The organism is Pseudomonas fortuita (assembly GCF_026898135.2).
GTDB lineage: Bacteria > Pseudomonadota > Gammaproteobacteria > Pseudomonadales > Pseudomonadaceae > Aquipseudomonas > Aquipseudomonas fortuita.
Genome location: NZ_CP114035.2, coordinates 153852 through 172105, shown reverse-complemented (window position 1 = coordinate 172105; position 18254 = coordinate 153852). Strand labels below are relative to the sequence as shown.

The window sequence follows — 18254 nt, the reverse complement described above, 5'->3', positions numbered from 1 at the left end:
AACTTGAATGATTATCGACCTGTCCTGCAATCAGCACGCTTGCGCCACGCTGTCCGGGCGGCTCTGTTTGGTACTGCATTGGGCTTGGCATTTGCTCCGCAACTTTGCGCAGCGGCTGCAACAGCTCAAGTGAGTCATCACTATGCAATCCCGGCCGGTCAACTGGCCGACGTTCTCAATCAGTTTGCCCGCCAGGCCGGCATAACCCTGTCGAGTACACCTCAGCTCACAGATGGCCTGCGGTCTGACGGCCTTCAGGGGCAGTACGCTACCGATCAAGCACTGCGCCAAATGCTCAATGGCAGCGGCCTGGAAGCCGTCAGCCAGGATGGACGTAGCTATGTGCTGCAGGTACAGCCCCAGGACACCGCCCTGTCATTGCCGGACACCGATATCCGTGGCTTCTCCCTCGGTAATGCGCTCGGCAGCATGGAGGGTTACAACGCTACGCACAGCCAAGTGGCGACCAAGACGAGCACACCGTTGGTGGAGACGTCCCAATCCGTCTCGGTCGTTACTCGCCAGCAGATGGACGACCAGGGCTCACAGACCGTTGCCCAGGCCATGCGCTACACGCCTGGGGTGATGACCAATCCTTACGGTGCCACCCATCGCTATGACTATGTCGCGATGCGCGGCTTCAACGACGGCTCTGTGGATAACATCTACGTCGATGGCCTCAAGTCGATGGGCGACAACGGCACCTACAGCACCATGCAGGTAGACCCGTACTTCCTGGAGCGCATCGACATTCTCAAGGGCCCATCTTCGGTACTGTATGGGCGAAGCTCGCCGGGGGGCCTGGTCGCCCTGACCACCAAGAAGCCGCTGTTTACTCCCTACCATCAGGTTCAGGCCACGGTTGGCACCCAAGGCCAGCGTGGCATGGGTTTCGATTTCAGTGGCCCTGTAGATGATGACAAGCGCATTGCTTACCGCCTGACAGGCCTGGCGGATGCATCCGATACCCAGTTCGACCACAACAAGGAAGAACGCTACACCATCGCCCCGGCCATCAGCGTCGACTTTACCGAAGACACCTCGCTCACATTGCAGGCTTACCTCCAGCACGACCCTAACGGCGGGTACCATGGCGGTAACCCTGCAGACGGCATGCTGCACAAACGCAACGGCTTGCGCTTGTCAGACCACTTCTTCGAGGGCGAGCCGGGCATCGACAATTACGAACGTACCCAGCAGTCGTTCAGCTACCAGTTCGAGCACCGCTTCAATGATGTGTTCACCGCGCGGCAGAACTTCCGTTACCAGGATTCCGACGTCTCCATGGACCAGGTGTACTCAGCCGGCTGGACGGATGCCGACAGCAACATCCTCAACCGCGCCTATACCGGCGGCGACGAGCGCCTGCATTCGTACCTCATCGACAATATGCTGCAGGCGGAATTCTTCACTGGAGCTGCCAAACATACCCTGCTGCTGGGCGCCGACTACCAGCGGCGCAAAGCCGACGTCGCATGGCGTTATGGCACGGTCGACCCGCTGGACGCAGCTAACCCGCAGTATGGCAATGGCAACCTTGAGGTCCTGGGCGAAAACCGCTACCAGCGGCGCTTGCAGCAAACAGGTGCGTATCTGCAGGATCTGGTGGAGCTGGACCAGTGGCGCTTCTCCTTGGGGCTTCGTCAGGACTGGGTGAAGGTGTCCGAGGAGAATCGCGACAGCGACACCAAGGTCAACGATCAACGCACCAAATTTACTACTCGGGCCGGGGTGCTCTACCTGTTCGAGAACGGCATTGCGCCCTATGTCAGCTACTCGGAGTCGTTCAATCCCAATACCGTGTCCGACCAGGAAGGCCGCCCCCTGGCACCGACCGAAGGCACTCAATGGGAAGCCGGCATCAAGTATCAGCCTCCGGGCAGCGACAACCTGTTCACCGCATCGGTGTTCCGCATCGAGCAGGAAAACCTGGCTTCGAAGCAGCCTGACGAGAATTTCTATCGCCCGGTAGGTGAAGTACGTTCCCAAGGGCTGGAGCTGGAGGCACATGTGCAGGTGACCGACAGCCTCAAACTGCTAGGCGGCTACACCTTCACCGATATCGAATATTCCCGGTCGATGCCGAGCCTGACGTCGGCCAGCCTGGACAACAAGGGCAATTCGCCAACCCAGGCACCGAAACAGATGTTCTCGCTTTGGGCTGACTACAACTTCCACCAAGGGCCTCTGGATGGCCTGAGGCTGGGCGGTGGCGTGCGGTATGTGGGCTACAGCTGGGTAGATGCGGAAAACAGCATGAAGGTGCCTTCCTACACTGTGTTAGACGCTTCGCTCGGCTATGACCTGAGCAAGGTTGGGCTCAGGGGCGTGGATGTGCGCCTTAACGCCAACAACCTTACCAATGAAAGCTACATCACCTCATGTGCCAGCCTGAACTACTGCTACATGGGTGAGGAACGCAATTTGAGCGCCACGGTCAGCTATCAGTTCTGACCGATACAACTACCCAGAAAAGACAAAGCCCCTGTCTGCATTGCAGACAGGGGCTTTGGGTTTGAATCTTGACGATGACCTACTCTCACATGGGGAAACCCCACACTACCATCGGCGATGCATCGTTTCACTGCTGAGTTCGGGATGGGATCAGGTGGTTCCAATGCTCTATGGTCGTCAAGAAATTCTGTGTGCTGGCCCGTCACTCGGACGTGCCTGCGAATCTCTGTAGTTCCTACTTAAAGACAAAACCCCTACCTGCATGCGCAGATAGGGGTTTTGCAAAATGAATCTTGACGATGACCTACTCTCACATGGGGAAACCCCACACTACCATCGGCGATGCATCGTTTCACTGCTGAGTTCGGGATGGGATCAGGTGGTTCCAATGCTCTATGGTCGTCAAGAAATTCTGTAGCCAGAATGTCCAGATGGACAGCCCAGCGAATTCGGATATGTGATGTTTGTGGTTTTTTGCGAACTTTCGGTTCGTATCATCTTCACCACCGCAATCTGCGTCAGCAAATTGCTTGGGTGTTATATGGTCAAGCCTCACGGGCAATTAGTATTGGTTAGCTCAACGCCTCACAGCGCTTACACACCCAACCTATCAACGTCGTAGTCTTCGACGGCCCTTTAGGGGATTCAAGATCCCAGTGAGATCTCATCTTGAGGCAAGTTTCCCGCTTAGATGCTTTCAGCGGTTATCTCTTCCGAACATAGCTACCCGGCAATGCCACTGGCGTGACAACCGGAACACCAGAGGTTCGTCCACTCCGGTCCTCTCGTACTAGGAGCAGCCCCTCTCAAATCTCAAACGTCCACGGCAGATAGGGACCGAACTGTCTCACGACGTTCTAAACCCAGCTCGCGTACCACTTTAAATGGCGAACAGCCATACCCTTGGGACCGGCTTCAGCCCCAGGATGTGATGAGCCGACATCGAGGTGCCAAACACCGCCGTCGATATGAACTCTTGGGCGGTATCAGCCTGTTATCCCCGGAGTACCTTTTATCCGTTGAGCGATGGCCCTTCCATACAGAACCACCGGATCACTAAGACCTACTTTCGTACCTGCTCGACGTGTGTGTCTCGCAGTCAAGCGCGCTTTTGCCTTTATACTCTACGACCGATTTCCGACCGGTCTGAGCGCACCTTCGTACTCCTCCGTTACTCTTTGGGAGGAGACCGCCCCAGTCAAACTACCCACCATACACTGTCCTCGATCCGGATAACGGACCTGAGTTAGAACCTCAAAGTTGCCAGGGTGGTATTTCAAGGATGGCTCCATGAGAACTGGCGTCCCCACTTCAAAGCCTCCCACCTATCCTACACAAGCAAATTCAAAGTCCAGTGCAAAGCTATAGTAAAGGTTCACGGGGTCTTTCCGTCTAGCCGCGGATACACTGCATCTTCACAGCGATTTCAATTTCACTGAGTCTCGGGTGGAGACAGCGCCGCCATCGTTACGCCATTCGTGCAGGTCGGAACTTACCCGACAAGGAATTTCGCTACCTTAGGACCGTTATAGTTACGGCCGCCGTTTACCGGGGCTTCGATCAAGAGCTTCGCTTGCGCTAACCCCATCAATTAACCTTCCGGCACCGGGCAGGCGTCACACCCTATACGTCCACTTTCGTGTTTGCAGAGTGCTGTGTTTTTAATAAACAGTCGCAGCGGCCTGGTATCTTCGACCGGCATGGGCTTACGGAGCAAGTCCTTGACCCTCGCCGGCGCACCTTCTCCCGAAGTTACGGTGCCATTTTGCCTAGTTCCTTCACCCGAGTTCTCTCAAGCGCCTTGGTATTCTCTACCTAACCACCTGTGTCGGTTTGGGGTACGGTTCCCAGTTATCTGAAGCTTAGGAGCTTTTCTTGGAAGCATGGTATCAACCACTTCGTCGCCTAATGGCAACTCGTCATCAGCTCTCGGCCTTGAAATCCCGGATTTGCCTAAGATTTCAGCCTACCACCTTAAACCTGGACAACCAACGCCAGGCTGGCCTAACCTTCTCCGTCCCTCCATCGCAATAACTGGAAGTACAGGAATATTAACCTGTTTTCCATCGACTACGCTTTTCAGCCTCGCCTTAGGGACCGACTAACCCTGCGTCGATTAACGTTGCGCAGGAAACCTTGGTCTTTCGGCGTGCGAGTTTTTCACTCGCATTGTCGTTACTCATGTCAGCATTCGCACTTCTGATACCTCCAGCAAGCTTCTCAACTCACCTTCACAGGCTTACAGAACGCTCCTCTACCGCATCACCAAAAGGTGATACCCGTAGCTTCGGTGCATGGTTTGAGCCCCGTTACATCTTCCGCGCAGGCCGACTCGACTAGTGAGCTATTACGCTTTCTTTAAAGGGTGGCTGCTTCTAAGCCAACCTCCTAGCTGTCTAAGCCTTCCCACATCGTTTCCCACTTAACCATGACTTTGGGACCTTAGCTGACGGTCTGGGTTGTTTCCCTTTTCACGACGGACGTTAGCACCCGCCGTGTGTCTCCCATGCTCGGCACTTGTAGGTATTCGGAGTTTGCATCGGTTTGGTAAGTCGGGATGACCCCCTAGCCGAAACAGTGCTCTACCCCCTACAGTGATACATGAGGCGCTACCTAAATAGCTTTCGAGGAGAACCAGCTATCTCCGAGCTTGATTAGCCTTTCACTCCGATCCACAGGTCATCCGCTAACTTTTCAACGGTAGTCGGTTCGGTCCTCCAGTCAGTGTTACCTAACCTTCAACCTGCCCATGGATAGATCGCCCGGTTTCGGGTCTATACCCAGCGACTAAACGCCCTATTAAGACTCGCTTTCGCTACGCCTCCCCTATTCGGTTAAGCTCGCCACTGAATATAAGTCGCTGACCCATTATACAAAAGGTACGCAGTCACCTAACAAGTAGGCTCCCACTGCTTGTACGCATACGGTTTCAGGATCTATTTCACTCCCCTCTCCGGGGTTCTTTTCGCCTTTCCCTCACGGTACTAGTTCACTATCGGTCAGTCAGTAGTATTTAGCCTTGGAGGATGGTCCCCCCATATTCAGACAAAGTTTCTCGTGCTCCGTCCTACTCGATTTCATTGATAAGAGATTTTCGTGTACGGGGCTATCACCCACTATGGCCGCACTTTCCAGAGCGTTCCACTAATCTCAAACCAACTTAAGGGCTGGTCCCCGTTCGCTCGCCACTACTAAGGGAATCTCGGTTGATTTCTTTTCCTCAGGGTACTTAGATGTTTCAGTTCCCCTGGTTCGCCTCTTGCACCTATGTATTCAGTACAAGATAACCAGCTTATGCTGGCTGGGTTCCCCCATTCAGAGATCTCTGGATCACAGTCTGTTTGCCGACTCCCCAAAGCTTTTCGCAGGCTACCACGTCTTTCATCGCCTCTGACTGCCAAGGCATCCACCGTATGCGCTTCTTCACTTGACCATATAACCCCAAGCAATCTGGTTATACTGTGAAGACGACATTCGCCGAAAATTCGCACGTCGCTCTTTCGAGCAGAACTCACAAATTTTACCTTAGCCTGATCCACCAGCAGTGAAACTGGTGTTCAGTCTATTTCTATCACATATCCGAATTTTTAAAGAACGATCTGACAAAAGTCAGAAATCAACATTCATTCACGAATGTTCATTTCTAAGTTCTGACTAGCTACTGCGTACGGCGAAAGTGGTGGAGCCAAGCGGGATCGAACCGCTGACCTCCTGCGTGCAAGGCAGGCGCTCTCCCAGCTGAGCTATGGCCCCGTATTCTACGGCTAAACCATGTAATGGTAGGTCTGGGCAGATTTGAACTGCCGACCTCACCCTTATCAGGGGTGCGCTCTAACCAACTGAGCTACAGACCTATAACAGGGTCGCTTTACAGCATCGTCTTTTACAATGAATCAAGCAATTCGTGTGGGAGCTCATCAGCAGGCTGATGTCGTCGATTAAGGAGGTGATCCAGCCGCAGGTTCCCCTACGGCTACCTTGTTACGACTTCACCCCAGTCATGAATCACACCGTGGTAACCGTCCTCCCGAGGGTTAGACTAGCTACTTCTGGTGCAACCCACTCCCATGGTGTGACGGGCGGTGTGTACAAGGCCCGGGAACGTATTCACCGCGACATTCTGATTCGCGATTACTAGCGATTCCGACTTCACGCAGTCGAGTTGCAGACTGCGATCCGGACTACGATCGGTTTTGTGAGATTAGCTCCACCTCGCGGCTTGGCAACCCTCTGTACCGACCATTGTAGCACGTGTGTAGCCCAGGCCGTAAGGGCCATGATGACTTGACGTCATCCCCACCTTCCTCCGGTTTGTCACCGGCAGTCTCCTTAGAGTGCCCACCATAACGTGCTGGTAACTAAGGACAAGGGTTGCGCTCGTTACGGGACTTAACCCAACATCTCACGACACGAGCTGACGACAGCCATGCAGCACCTGTGTCAGAGTTCCCGAAGGCACCAATCCATCTCTGGAAAGTTCTCTGCATGTCAAGGCCTGGTAAGGTTCTTCGCGTTGCTTCGAATTAAACCACATGCTCCACCGCTTGTGCGGGCCCCCGTCAATTCATTTGAGTTTTAACCTTGCGGCCGTACTCCCCAGGCGGTCAACTTAATGCGTTAGCTGCGCCACTAAAATCTCAAGGATTCCAACGGCTAGTTGACATCGTTTACGGCGTGGACTACCAGGGTATCTAATCCTGTTTGCTCCCCACGCTTTCGCACCTCAGTGTCAGTATCAGTCCAGGTGGTCGCCTTCGCCACTGGTGTTCCTTCCTATATCTACGCATTTCACCGCTACACAGGAAATTCCACCACCCTCTACCGTACTCTAGCTTGCCAGTTTTGGATGCAGTTCCCAGGTTGAGCCCGGGGCTTTCACATCCAACTTAACAAACCACCTACGCGCGCTTTACGCCCAGTAATTCCGATTAACGCTTGCACCCTCTGTATTACCGCGGCTGCTGGCACAGAGTTAGCCGGTGCTTATTCTGTCGGTAACGTCAAAACACTAACGTATTAGGTTAATGCCCTTCCTCCCAACTTAAAGTGCTTTACAATCCGAAGACCTTCTTCACACACGCGGCATGGCTGGATCAGGCTTTCGCCCATTGTCCAATATTCCCCACTGCTGCCTCCCGTAGGAGTCTGGACCGTGTCTCAGTTCCAGTGTGACTGATCATCCTCTCAGACCAGTTACGGATCGTCGCCTTGGTGAGCCATTACCTCACCAACTAGCTAATCCGACCTAGGCTCATCTGATAGCGCAAGGCCCGAAGGTCCCCTGCTTTCTCCCGTAGGACGTATGCGGTATTAGCGTTCCTTTCGAAACGTTGTCCCCCACTACCAGGCAGATTCCTAGGCATTACTCACCCGTCCGCCGCTGAATCGAAGAGCAAGCTCTTCTCATCCGCTCGACTTGCATGTGTTAGGCCTGCCGCCAGCGTTCAATCTGAGCCATGATCAAACTCTTCAGTTCAATACTGCTTGGGTTTTTAAGAAACCCTAAACTTGGCTCAGCAATCTCAAATGACTATGTGATTTCTCGCATGGTCACTTGTGATGCTGATAATCTTTTTGACTATCAGTCCATACTCACAAGCACCCACACGAATTGCTTGATTCGATTTGTTAAAGAGCGTTTGGTTAAGAGCTTTTCGTCTCAACCGAGGCGCGCATTCTACGCTTTCCTCAGAGCCTGTCAAGCGTTTATTTTGAAGTTTTTTGCGAGAAACTCGTTTAGCTTCAAACACTTGGCTCGCTGCGATCTCTCGTAGCGGGAGGCGAATCATACAGCGTTTAGAAGCGCTGTCAACCACCATTTCAACCGCTTGCGATCATTCGATCGTAGCCCTTTCAACGCCACCTTAACTACCTAACTCATTGAATCTCAAGGAGTTTGTCGTTCCGATGTCGCTGGAAGTGGGGCGCATTATAAGGGGATTCGAAAGGGCGTCAACCATTAATTTCAAGAAACCGTAATATCGCTGAAAAGCAAAGCAGGGAGGCCTGGCGGCCTCCCTGCTTTTATATAGCACCCGCCGCTTCTACAGCACGCCGGCCTCCCGCAAGCGCTGCACCTCACCTGCCTCCAGCCCCAGCACTTCCCCCAGTACCGCCTCGGTATGCTCACCCAGCAGCGGCGGCGCCCGTCGGTACTCCACCGGCGTCTCCGACAACCGTATAGGGCTGGCTACCTGCGGCACGCTACCCGCCAATGGATGCGGAATGTTCACCGCCAACCCACGCGCCAGCACCTGTGGGTCCTGAAACATCTGAGCCAGGTCATTGATAGGCCCGCACGGCACCCCAGCAGCCTCCAGCTGGGCAACCCATTCGGCGGTTGTCTTGAATACTGTGGCCTGGCGGATCAGTGGAATCAGCTCGGCCCTGTTGGCCACCCGCTGCTTATTGGTCAGGAAGCGTGGATCGTCCGCCCATTGTGGCTGCCCGGCCACTTCTGCGAATTTGCGGAACTGGCTGTCGTTGCCCACGGTAAGAATGAAGTCGCCATCCGCCGTCGGGAAGTCCTGGTAGGGCACTATATTGGGATGCGCATTGCCCAGGCGCCGAGGCGGTTTGCCCGTGGTCAGGTAATTCATGGCCTGGTTCGCCAGGCAGGCTACCTGTACATCGAGCAACGCCATGTCGACATGCTGGCCCACCCCGGTCTGCGCCCGATGGGCAAGGGCGGCAAGCATGGCCACCGTTGAGTACAGCCCGGTAAGGATGTCGGTAAGCGCCACACCCACTTTGACCGGCCCCGCGCCTTCCTCACCCTCCGGGCGGCCGGTCAGGCTCATCAGCCCACCCAGCCCCTGGATCATGAAGTCATAACCCGCACGCTTGGCATACGGGCCGGTCTGGCCGAAACCGGTAATGGAGCAATAGATAAGCTGCGGGTTGATCGCCTTCAGGCTCTGGTAGTCCAGCCCATAGGCCGCCAAACCACCCACCTTGAAGTTCTCGATGACAATATCGGACTTCGCCGCCAACTCACGCACCAAGCGCTGCCCTTCAGGCCGGGTGAAGTCGATGGTCACCGAACGCTTGTTACGGTTGGCCGACAGGTAGTAAGCCGCCTCGCTGGTGTTTTCACCCTCGGCATCCTTGAGGAAAGGCGGCCCCCACGCGCGGGTATCGTCACCAATGCCCGGGCGCTCCACCTTTATAACGTCAGCGCCCAGGTCAGCGAGAATCTGGCCAGACCATGGGCCGGCCAACACGCGCGAAAGGTCCAGCACCCGCAGATGTGATAGCGCGCCCATGGGCTGGTTCCTTATTAATAGAAGGCCTGGATACCGGTCTGCGCACGCCCCAGGATCAGTGCATGCACGTCGTGAGTACCTTCATAGGTGTTGACCACCTCCAGGTTTACCAGATGACGGGCCACGCCAAACTCATCGGAAATGCCGTTGCCACCCAGCATGTCGCGCGCCATGCGAGCGATATCCAGCGCCTTGCCGCAGGAATTGCGCTTCATGATCGAGGTAATTTCCACAGCAGCGGTACCTTCATCCTTCATGCGCCCCAGGCGCAGGCAGCCTTGCAGCGCCAGGGTGATTTCGGTCTGCATGTCGGCCAGCTTTTTCTGGATCAGCTGGTTGGCAGCCAGGGGGCGGCCGAACTGCTGACGGTCCAAGGTGTACTGACGCGCGGTGTGCCAGCACGCCTCGGCCGCACCCAACGCCCCCCACGAGATGCCGTAACGGGCAGAGTTGAGACAGGTGAACGGGCCTTTGAGGCCGCGCACATCCGGGAAGATGTTCTCTTCTGGCACGAACACATTGTCCATGACAACTTCACCGGTGATCGAGGCACGCAGGCCGACCTTGCCATGAATGGCCGGGGCACTGAGGCCCTGCCAGCCCTTTTCCAGGACAAAGCCGCGGATATCCCCTGCATCGTCCTTGGCCCACACCACGAACACATCAGCGATCGGGCTGTTGGTGATCCACATCTTGCTGCCGGTCAGACGGTAGCCGCCGTCGACCTTCCTGGCACGGGTGATCATCGAGCCAGGGTCGGAGCCGTGGTTGGGCTCGGTCAGACCAAAACAACCGATCCACTCGCCACTGGCCAGCTTGGGCAAGTACTTCTGCTTTTGGGCCTCGGTACCAAATTCATTGATGGGCACCATCACCAGCGACGACTGCACGCTCATCATCGAACGGTAGCCCGAGTCGATACGCTCGACCTCTCGGGCAATCAGCCCATAGCACACGTAGTTCAGGCCACTGCCACCGTACTGTTCGGGAATGGTGGCACCCAGCAGGCCGACTTCACCCATCTCCCGGAAGATCGCCGGGTCGGTCTGCTCGTGGCGGAAAGCCTCGAGCACACGCGGGGCAAGCTTGTCCTGGGCGAACTGATAAGCGCTGTCACGCACCATGCGCTCTTCTTCAGTGAGCTGTTGATCCAGCAGCAGTGGGTCGATCCAGTGGAAGCTTGCTTTACCGGCCATGAGCGAAATCCTCGTAATAGGGGGCAGTTTCTTGTGCGTTTGAGCCTAGGCCCGATCGGCCGCCGGGACAAACGAGGATTGCGCACCAATTAGTGATAATTTGTCACTTCGTAAATCGGCAAAACACCACAAAGACAGCCTTACGAGTGAGGTTGACGTACATGCGCCGCAAGATCCCCAGTACCACCGCTCTGATTTGCTTCGAGGCGGCGGCACGCAACGAGAGCTTTACCAAGGCCGCCCAGGAACTCGCCCTGACACAGGGTGCCGTTTGCCGGCAGATCGGCGGCCTCGAGGCTTTTCTGAATGTGGAACTGTTCCGCCGTTCCCGCCGCGGCGTGAAGCTGACCGAGGCCGGCCTGTCCTACAGTCGTCAGGTTGCCGCTCAACTGGACGCGGTAGAGCGCGACACCCTGTCGGTGATGGGTCAGCAGGGCGCCAGCGTGATCGAGCTGGCCGTAGTGCCTACCTTTGGTACCCAATGGCTGCTTCCGCGCCTCAAGGACTTCCAGCAACGCCACCCAGAGGTGACGGTCAACCTCACCAACCGCACCCGGCCATTCCTGTTCGCCGACACCCCCTTCGATGCCGCAATCTATTTCGGTGATGCCGACTGGTCCGGCACCCAGTCGCACCGGCTGATGGGGGAGAACCCGGTCCCCGTCTGCAGCCCGGCATTGCTGGCCGGGCAGGGCATACTCGAAGCACAGCGCATCGCCCAACTGCCACTGCTGCAGCAAAGCACGCGCCCCTACGCCTGGCGGCAGTGGTTCGGCAGCCTAGGGATGAATGTGCCACGCGACATGACAGGCCCGCGTTATGAACTATTCTCGATGCTCGCCCAGGCGGCCATACATGAAATGGGGGTCGCACTGATCCCACCGTTCCTGATCCAGCGCGAGTTGGGGGAGGGTAGGCTGGTGGTCGCTAACAGGCATGCCCTGATCAGCGACAAGGCCTACTATCTGATGATTCCGGATCGCAAGGTAGAGTCAGCTTCGCTGCGCGCCTTCCGAGACTGGCTGGTGAGCCAGGCCTGGGCCTACACCGCAACAGCTTGATGAAGTGCGACAAATTGACCCTGTAGTCAATTATTTTAAACACCTACAGATATATGTATTTGTCGCATATCCATAAACTGTTATGCCCGCCTGGAAATACCCTTTAACCCTGCTAACCACGCGGCTTTGCGGGTGATTTTGCGACATTCACCGTGCCGTAAGCGTATCAACCCAAATATTTTTGATTTTTTCTCCTAATCTGCCAATAGCCCATGCTTGACGGGCTGGAGCCTTACCGCTGCGACAAGCGGTCACAGGGTGACTTGTAGTTTTAACTTCGTTTCGCTCCATAACCGGTTGAAGGCCCCCGGGTTCGTCTGCAAAATGCTTCGCCCGCCCGGGAATCGGCGGGTCGGCGCTCCACAGCCGCCCCAGCGCACCATCCGAAGTGTGCTGGCTCATACAAAGACAAAAGGTCACCGCAGGAGAAATAGTCGTGCACATTGGTGTTCCTCTCGAGACGCAGACCGGTGAGACAAGGGTCGCTGCGACCCCGGAAACCATCAAGAAACTGATTGGCCAAGGCCATCAGGTCACCGTCCAACGGGGGGCAGGGCTCAACGCCAGCATTCCGGACAGTGCCTATGAGGCCGCAGGCGCTTCCCTAGGGAGCGCAGCCGATGCATACGGCGCCCAATTGGTACTCAAAGTGGTCGCACCCAACGACCAGGAGCTGGCCCTGATCAACAGTGGCAGCCTCCTGGCGGGCATGCTCAACCCCTTCAACAGCGAACTGATCGCCAAGATGGCCGAACGCGGCATCACCGCTTTCGCCCTGGAAGCCGCTCCCCGCACCTCGCGGGCGCAGAGCCTCGACGTGCTGTCGTCACAGGCCAACATCGCGGGTTACAAAGCTGTGTTGCTGGCGGCCCATCACTACCCACGCTTCATGCCCATGCTGATGACCGCTGCAGGCACCGTGAAGGCCGCGCGCGTGCTGATCCTGGGGGCGGGCGTTGCCGGCCTGCAGGCCATCGCCACCGCCAAGCGCCTGGGTGCGGTGATCGAAGCGTCCGACGTACGCCCGGCAGTGAAGGAGCAAATCGAGTCGCTGGGTGCCAAGTTCATCGACGTGCCTTACGAGACCGATGAGGAGCGCGAGTGCGCCGAAGGCGTCGGCGGTTACGCCAGACCGATGCCAGCCAGCTGGATGCAACGCCAGGCCCAAGCCGTGCACGAGCGAGCCAGGCAGGCGGACATCGTCATTACCACCGCACTGATCCCCGGCCGCAAGGCTCCGATCCTGCTCAGTGCCGAGACCGTGGCGCAGATGAAGCCCGGCTCGGTGGTCATCGACCTCGCCGCAGCCCAGGGTGGCAACTGCCCACTCACCGTTGCTGATCAGGTAGTACGGGAGAATGGCGTGACCATCGTCGGCCCGACCAACCTGCCGGCCCAGCTGGGTGCCGATGCCTCGGCGCTGTATGCGCGCAACCTGCTGGACTTCATGAAACTGCTGTTCGACAAGGACGGCGCACTGGTCATCAACCTCGAAGACGACATCGTCGCGGCCTGCCTCATGTGCCGTGATGGTCAAGTCGTCCGCAAGAACGGCTAAGGAGCACGACAATGGAAGACATGCTGATTTCCCATGGCATCTACAACCTGATCATCTTCGTGCTGGCCATCTATGTGGGCTACCACGTGGTGTGGAACGTCACCCCGGCGTTGCACACGCCGCTGATGGCCGTGACCAATGCCATCTCTGCCATCGTAATCGTCGGCGCCATGCTTGCTGCCGCGCTGACTGTGACCCCAGCCGGCAAGCTCATGGGCACTCTCGCCGTAGCCCTGGCTGCGGTCAATGTGTTCGGTGGCTTCCTGGTCACCCGCCGCATGCTTGAGATGTTCAAGAAGAAAGCCAAGAACGAGGGGCAGAAGTAAGCATGAGCATGAATCTGGTAACACTTCTGTACCTGGTCGCTTCGGTGTGCTTCATTCAGGCGCTCAAGGGCCTGTCGCACCCAACCACCTCACGGCGCGGCAACCTGTTCGGCATGATCGGCATGGGCATCGCCATGCTCACCACGGTTGGCCTCATCTATAAGCTGGGCGCCGAGCTGGCCACCGCCGGTATTGGCTATGTCATCGTCGGCCTGCTGGTCGGTGGTACCGCGGGTTCGATCATGGCCAAGCGCGTCGAGATGACCAAGATGCCGGAACTGGTCGCCTTCATGCACAGCATGATCGGCCTGGCTGCGGTGTTCATTGCCATCGCTGCCGTGCTGGAGCCGCAGTCGATGGGCATCGTTGCCGCGATCACCGACCCGATCCCCACCGGTAACCGCCTGGAGCTGTTCCTGGGCGCAGCCATCGGCGCCATTACCTTCTCCGGCTCGGTTATCGCCTTCGGCAAATTGTCGGGCAAGTACAAGTTCCGCCTGTTCCAGGGCGCACCGGTACAGTTCCCCGGCCAGCACAAGCTGAACCTGATCCTGGGTCTGACCACCATCGCCCTGGGCCTGCTGTTCACCTTCACTGGTCATTACAGCGCCTTCACCCTGATGCTGGCCCTGGCCTTCGTCATGGGCGTGCTGATCATCATCCCGATCGGCGGCGCCGACATGCCCGTGGTGGTGTCGATGCTCAACAGCTATTCGGGCTGGGCGGCGGCCGGTATCGGCTTCTCCCTGAACAATTCGATGCTGATCATCGCAGGCTCCCTGGTGGGTTCGTCCGGTGCCATCCTCTCGTACATCATGTGCAAGGCGATGAACCGGTCGTTCTTCAACGTCATCCTTGGGGGCTTTGGCGGCGATACCGATGCCGGCGCGGCGCAAGGCTCGAAAGAGCAGCGCCCCGTGAAGTCCGGTTCGGCCGACGATGCCACCTTCTTGCTCAGCAACGCCGACAGCGTGATCATCGTCCCGGGTTACGGCTTGGCGGTGGCCCGTGCCCAGCACGCGCTGAAGGAGCTGACCGAGAAGCTGACCCACAACGGCGTAACCGTGAAGTACGCCATCCACCCCGTGGCGGGCCGCATGCCCGGGCACATGAACGTGCTGCTGGCCGAGGCCGAAGTACCGTACGATCAGGTGTTCGAGATGGACGACATCAACGCCGAATTCGGCCAGGCCGACGTGGTGCTGGTGCTGGGCGCCAACGACGTGGTCAACCCGGCGGCGAAGAACGACCCCAAATCGCCAATTGCCGGTATGCCAATCCTCGAAGCGTTCAAAGCCAAGACCATCATCGTCAACAAGCGCTCCATGGCCAGCGGCTATGCCGGCCTGGACAACGAACTGTTCTACCTGGACAAGACCATGATGGTGTTTGGTGACGCCAAGAAAGTCATCGAGGACATGGTGAAGGCCGTGGAGTGAAAACCACGGCTGCAAACCAACTGATATAAAGGAAGCCCCGGTCAGATTCTGCCGGGGCTTTCCTTTTATTGATCCGGATCAACGGCTCGACTTCAAGGCTTCTCATACGACCATGGTCGTGGGACGGCAATGGGCGAAATCTCTAGACTGCGCTGCAGTAGTTTCAGTAGCCCGAGATAACAATCCATGTACCGTGATCGTATCCGCTTGTCCTCCCTGCACAGCAAGGTAATGAGTGCGGCTGATGCCGCTGGTCTGATCGAGGACGGCATGACCGTCGGCATGAGCGGTTTCACCCGCGCCGGCGAAGCCAAGGCCGTACCGCATGCCCTGGCCGAACGTGCCAAGCAGTCGCCACTGAAAATCAGCCTGATGACCGGCGCCAGCCTGGGCAACGACCTGGACAAGCAGCTGACCGAGGCCGGTGTGCTGGCTCGCCGCATGCCGTTCCAGGTTGACAGCACCCTGCGCAAGGCCATCAACGACGGCCAGGTGATGTTCATCGACCAGCACCTGTCGGAAACTGTCGAACAACTGCGCAACCAGCAGCTAAAGCTTCCGGACATTGCGGTGATCGAGGCCGTGGCCATCACCGAGCAAGGCCACATCGTGCCAACCACGTCGGTAGGCAACTCGGCCAGTTTCGCGATCTTTGCCAAGCAGGTGATTGTCGAGATCAACCTCTCGCACAACCCCAACCTCGAAGGCCTGCACGATATCTATATCCCGACCTACCGCCCGACCCGCACGCCAATCCCACTGGTCAAGGTCGACGACCGCATCGGCAGCACCGCCATCCCGATCGACCCGGCCAAGATTGTCGGCATTGTCATCAGCAACCAGCCGGACTCCCCGTCCACCGTACTGCCGCCGGATGACGAAACCCAAGGCATCGCCGACCACCTGATCAACTTCCTCAAGCAAGAAGTTGAAGCTGGCCGCATGACTAACAAGCTCGGCCCACTGCAAGCCGGTATTGGCAGCATCGCCAACGCGGTGATGTGCGGCCTGATCGAGTCGCCGTTCGAAGACCTGACCATGTACTCCGAAGTACTGCAGGACTCCACCTTCGACCTGATCGACGCCGGCAAGCTGAGCTTCGCGTCGGGCAGCTCGATCACCTTGTCCGGCCGCCGCAATGCCGACGTTTTCGGCAACCTGGAGCGATACAAGGACAAGCTGGTGCTGCGCCCGCAAGAAATCTCCAACCACCCGGAAGTGGTACGTCGTCTGGGGATCATTGGGATCAACACCGCACTGGAGTTCGATATCTACGGCAACGTCAACTCCACCCACGTGTGCGGCACCCGGATGATGAACGGCATCGGCGGCTCGGGTGACTTCGCCCGCAACGCCCACCTGGCCGTATTCGTCACCAAGTCGATTGCCAAGGGCGGCGCGATTTCCAGCGTGGTGCCGATGGTCAGCCATGTAGACCACACCGAGCATGACGTAGACATCCTGGTCACCGAGCAAGGCCTGGCCGACCTGCGTGGCCTGGCGCCTCGCGAGCGGGCACGGGCGATCATCGACAACTGTGTGCACCCGGACTACCGCGCTGCGCTGAACGATTACTTCGAGCGTGCGTGCCAGCGTGGCGGCCATACCCCGCACATCCTGCGCGAAGCGCTGAGCTGGCACGAAAATCTGGAAGAAACTGGTCGTATGCTGGCTAGCTGACCCAAATACCGGACGGAACAGCAGCCCTGCTTCTGCTGTTCCGGCCTCTTCGCGGGCAAACCCGCAAAAGGGCCATGACAGTCAAATCCTTCTACTCGTACACCCATTCACTGCGACCAAATAAAACTGTACTACTGTACTGGTTGCCTTGCCTCGCTATACCTGTAAACGCCGCTATCCAACGTTAAAACGCACCACCAAAGTGCGGACCGGTACAGTTACGCCATTTTCGAGTGCAACAGTAGGGTTACACAGTTAACTGAGCCATCGTCTTACTACAGAACTGTATCTACTGTTATGGACAGCAGAGGAGGATCATTGGCATCAGTTAAATCACTACCTAATCCCGCCATAAGCGGAAGGATGAAGCATCATGGAACGTACCCTCAGTTCCGGTCTGGTTTTTGAAAGCAACGCCCAGCAATCCAACACCTCGATGCCGCTGCGCGCGCTGTCTACCCTGCTGCTGTGGCAGCGCCGTATGGCCAGCCGCCGTCAACTGGCTCGCCTGGACAGCCGTCTGCTGGCCGACGCCGGTATCAGCGAGTCGCAGCGTTACGAAGAGCTGAGCAAGCCTTTCTGGCGCTAAGCACCGGCTTGCCGGCTTAGGCCGGCACCGCGAATTCCCAAACCCGTTGCAGGTGACTGCGACGGGTTTTTTTATGTCCAGGCCGCGCGGCAGAGCGCTTCAAGGTCAATAGGTACAGTTTTTATAAACACAAAACAAGCCAGCACAGTTTACTGGCGTGCCGTTCATTAACTTCCACAAACAACGGCGCGTGATACGCTTGGCTTAACAGTCTGTTGAAAGCCGCTGTTAAACGTACCGTGACGAGCTGTGTCAGCGTCCGATAAGCACCACCACCCGACCCTAGTCCAGGAGTCCACCATCATGTCCCGTAAATACCTGATTGGCGCCGCCCTGATGCTGAGCCTGGCCGGCACCGCAAACGCCACCAGCTTCGTTGTCACCACCGACGCCGTTGTCGGCGCGGTGGCCGCATCCACCGATGCCACTTCCGACGTCACCTCTTCGTTCAAAGACGACAAGATCGTGCAGGCCGCCCGTGACGACGCCGCCAGCTTCGTTGGCAGCCAGGGCGACATCCGTGGGGCCAAGCTGGAAAGCGCTTTTTTGCACATCCGTTCGCAGATGCCTGACCTGCAAGCCAGCGACGCGCAATTGGCCCAGGCTATCCTGGCGCTCTGACCCCGAATAAGCCGTGCAACTGCGCTGCTCAGCACCTGCCCAGTTACACGCGCTTCTGTCACCCA

10 protein-coding genes, 2 tRNA genes and 4 rRNA genes are annotated in these 18254 nt (G+C 57.3%); 8 read left to right on the top strand and 8 right to left on the bottom strand.

The features are described from left to right. Positions 1 to 39: 39 nt before the first annotated feature. The gene (locus tag OZ911_RS00845) at positions 40 to 2454 is read left to right on the top strand and encodes a TonB-dependent siderophore receptor (RefSeq protein WP_311124162.1); all 2415 of its coding nucleotides are present in this window, start codon (positions 40 to 42) and stop codon (positions 2452 to 2454) included. A gap of 66 nt (positions 2455 to 2520) precedes the next feature. Here the strand turns inward: OZ911_RS00845 and rrf (OZ911_RS00840) are convergent. The 8 genes from rrf (OZ911_RS00840) to OZ911_RS00805 all read right to left on the bottom strand — a co-directional run bounded on the left by rrf (OZ911_RS00840) (position 2521) and on the right by OZ911_RS00805 (position 10915). Next, a 5S ribosomal RNA gene (gene rrf / locus OZ911_RS00840) occupies positions 2521 to 2636 on the bottom strand. Between the two features lie 109 nt (positions 2637 to 2745). Next, positions 2746 to 2861, bottom strand: a 5S ribosomal RNA gene (gene rrf / locus OZ911_RS00835). A gap of 134 nt (positions 2862 to 2995) precedes the next feature. Next, positions 2996 to 5887 (bottom strand): 23S ribosomal RNA (locus tag OZ911_RS00830). A gap of 244 nt (positions 5888 to 6131) precedes the next feature. After that, positions 6132 to 6207, bottom strand: a tRNA-Ala gene (locus tag OZ911_RS00825). A gap of 24 nt (positions 6208 to 6231) precedes the next feature. After that, a tRNA-Ile gene (locus OZ911_RS00820) sits at positions 6232 to 6308 on the bottom strand. Positions 6309 to 6393: 85 nt separating this feature from the next. Next, positions 6394 to 7930, bottom strand: a 16S ribosomal RNA gene (locus OZ911_RS00815). The 16S, 23S and 5S rRNA genes sit together here with 2 tRNA genes alongside, the layout of an rRNA operon. Before the next feature lie 568 nt (positions 7931 to 8498). Next, the gene (locus tag OZ911_RS00810; protein WP_023047264.1) at positions 8499 to 9719 is read right to left on the bottom strand and encodes a CaiB/BaiF CoA transferase family protein; all 1221 of its coding nucleotides are present in this window, start codon (positions 9717 to 9719) and stop codon (positions 8499 to 8501) included. Between the two features lie 14 nt (positions 9720 to 9733). Continuing rightward, on the bottom strand, positions 9734 to 10915 hold the full coding sequence (locus tag OZ911_RS00805; protein WP_016484311.1) for an acyl-CoA dehydrogenase: 1182 nt from the start codon (positions 10913 to 10915) through the stop codon (positions 9734 to 9736). A 161-nt stretch (positions 10916 to 11076) separates the two neighbouring features. Here OZ911_RS00805 and OZ911_RS00800 point away from each other — a divergent pair, with 161 nt between their 5' ends. The 7 genes from OZ911_RS00800 to OZ911_RS00770 all read left to right on the top strand — a co-directional run bounded on the left by OZ911_RS00800 (position 11077) and on the right by OZ911_RS00770 (position 18189). Further along, complete coding sequence (locus OZ911_RS00800) at positions 11077 to 11976, top strand: LysR family transcriptional regulator (protein WP_023047263.1); 900 nt, start codon at positions 11077 to 11079, stop codon at positions 11974 to 11976. 436 nt (positions 11977 to 12412) lie between these two features. Beyond that, entirely contained in the window at positions 12413 to 13534 is a 1122-nt protein-coding gene (locus tag OZ911_RS00795; protein WP_070086900.1) for a Re/Si-specific NAD(P)(+) transhydrogenase subunit alpha, read from the top strand. An 11-nt stretch (positions 13535 to 13545) separates the two neighbouring features. After that, complete coding sequence (locus tag OZ911_RS00790; protein ID WP_016484308.1) at positions 13546 to 13860, top strand: NAD(P) transhydrogenase subunit alpha part 2; 315 nt, start codon at positions 13546 to 13548, stop codon at positions 13858 to 13860. Positions 13861 to 13862: 2 nt separating this feature from the next. Continuing rightward, complete coding sequence (locus OZ911_RS00785; protein WP_016484307.1) at positions 13863 to 15299, top strand: NAD(P)(+) transhydrogenase (Re/Si-specific) subunit beta; 1437 nt, start codon at positions 13863 to 13865, stop codon at positions 15297 to 15299. Between the two features lie 186 nt (positions 15300 to 15485). Continuing rightward, positions 15486 to 16979, top strand: coding sequence for a succinyl-CoA:acetate CoA-transferase ScpC (gene scpC, locus OZ911_RS00780; RefSeq protein ID WP_016484306.1), 1494 nt, complete (start codon positions 15486 to 15488; stop codon positions 16977 to 16979). A gap of 373 nt (positions 16980 to 17352) precedes the next feature. Then, on the top strand, positions 17353 to 17568 hold the full coding sequence (locus OZ911_RS00775; RefSeq protein WP_016484305.1) for a DUF1127 domain-containing protein: 216 nt from the start codon (positions 17353 to 17355) through the stop codon (positions 17566 to 17568). Positions 17569 to 17871: 303 nt separating this feature from the next. Continuing rightward, entirely contained in the window at positions 17872 to 18189 is a 318-nt protein-coding gene (locus tag OZ911_RS00770; protein WP_016484304.1) for a DUF2388 domain-containing protein, read from the top strand. The last annotated feature ends 65 nt before the right edge of the window (positions 18190 to 18254 follow it).

Excerpts from the sequence above, each read along its gene's own strand:
- OZ911_RS00785 (WP_016484307.1), top strand. The coding sequence starts at position 13,863 with ATGAGCATGAATCTGGTAACACTTCTGTACCTGGTCGCTTCGGTGTGC.
- OZ911_RS00790 (WP_016484308.1), top strand. The coding sequence starts at position 13,546 with ATGGAAGACATGCTGATTTCCCATGGCATCTACAACCTGATCATCTTC.
- OZ911_RS00810 (WP_023047264.1), bottom strand. The coding sequence starts at position 9,719 with ATGGGCGCGCTATCACATCTGCGGGTGCTGGACCTTTCGCGCGTGTTG.
- OZ911_RS00770 (WP_016484304.1), top strand. The coding sequence starts at position 17,872 with ATGTCCCGTAAATACCTGATTGGCGCCGCCCTGATGCTGAGCCTGGCC.
- scpC (WP_016484306.1), top strand. The coding sequence starts at position 15,486 with ATGTACCGTGATCGTATCCGCTTGTCCTCCCTGCACAGCAAGGTAATG.
- OZ911_RS00805 (WP_016484311.1), bottom strand. The coding sequence starts at position 10,915 with ATGGCCGGTAAAGCAAGCTTCCACTGGATCGACCCACTGCTGCTGGAT.
- OZ911_RS00775 (WP_016484305.1), top strand. The coding sequence starts at position 17,353 with ATGGAACGTACCCTCAGTTCCGGTCTGGTTTTTGAAAGCAACGCCCAG.
- OZ911_RS00800 (WP_023047263.1), top strand. The coding sequence starts at position 11,077 with ATGCGCCGCAAGATCCCCAGTACCACCGCTCTGATTTGCTTCGAGGCG.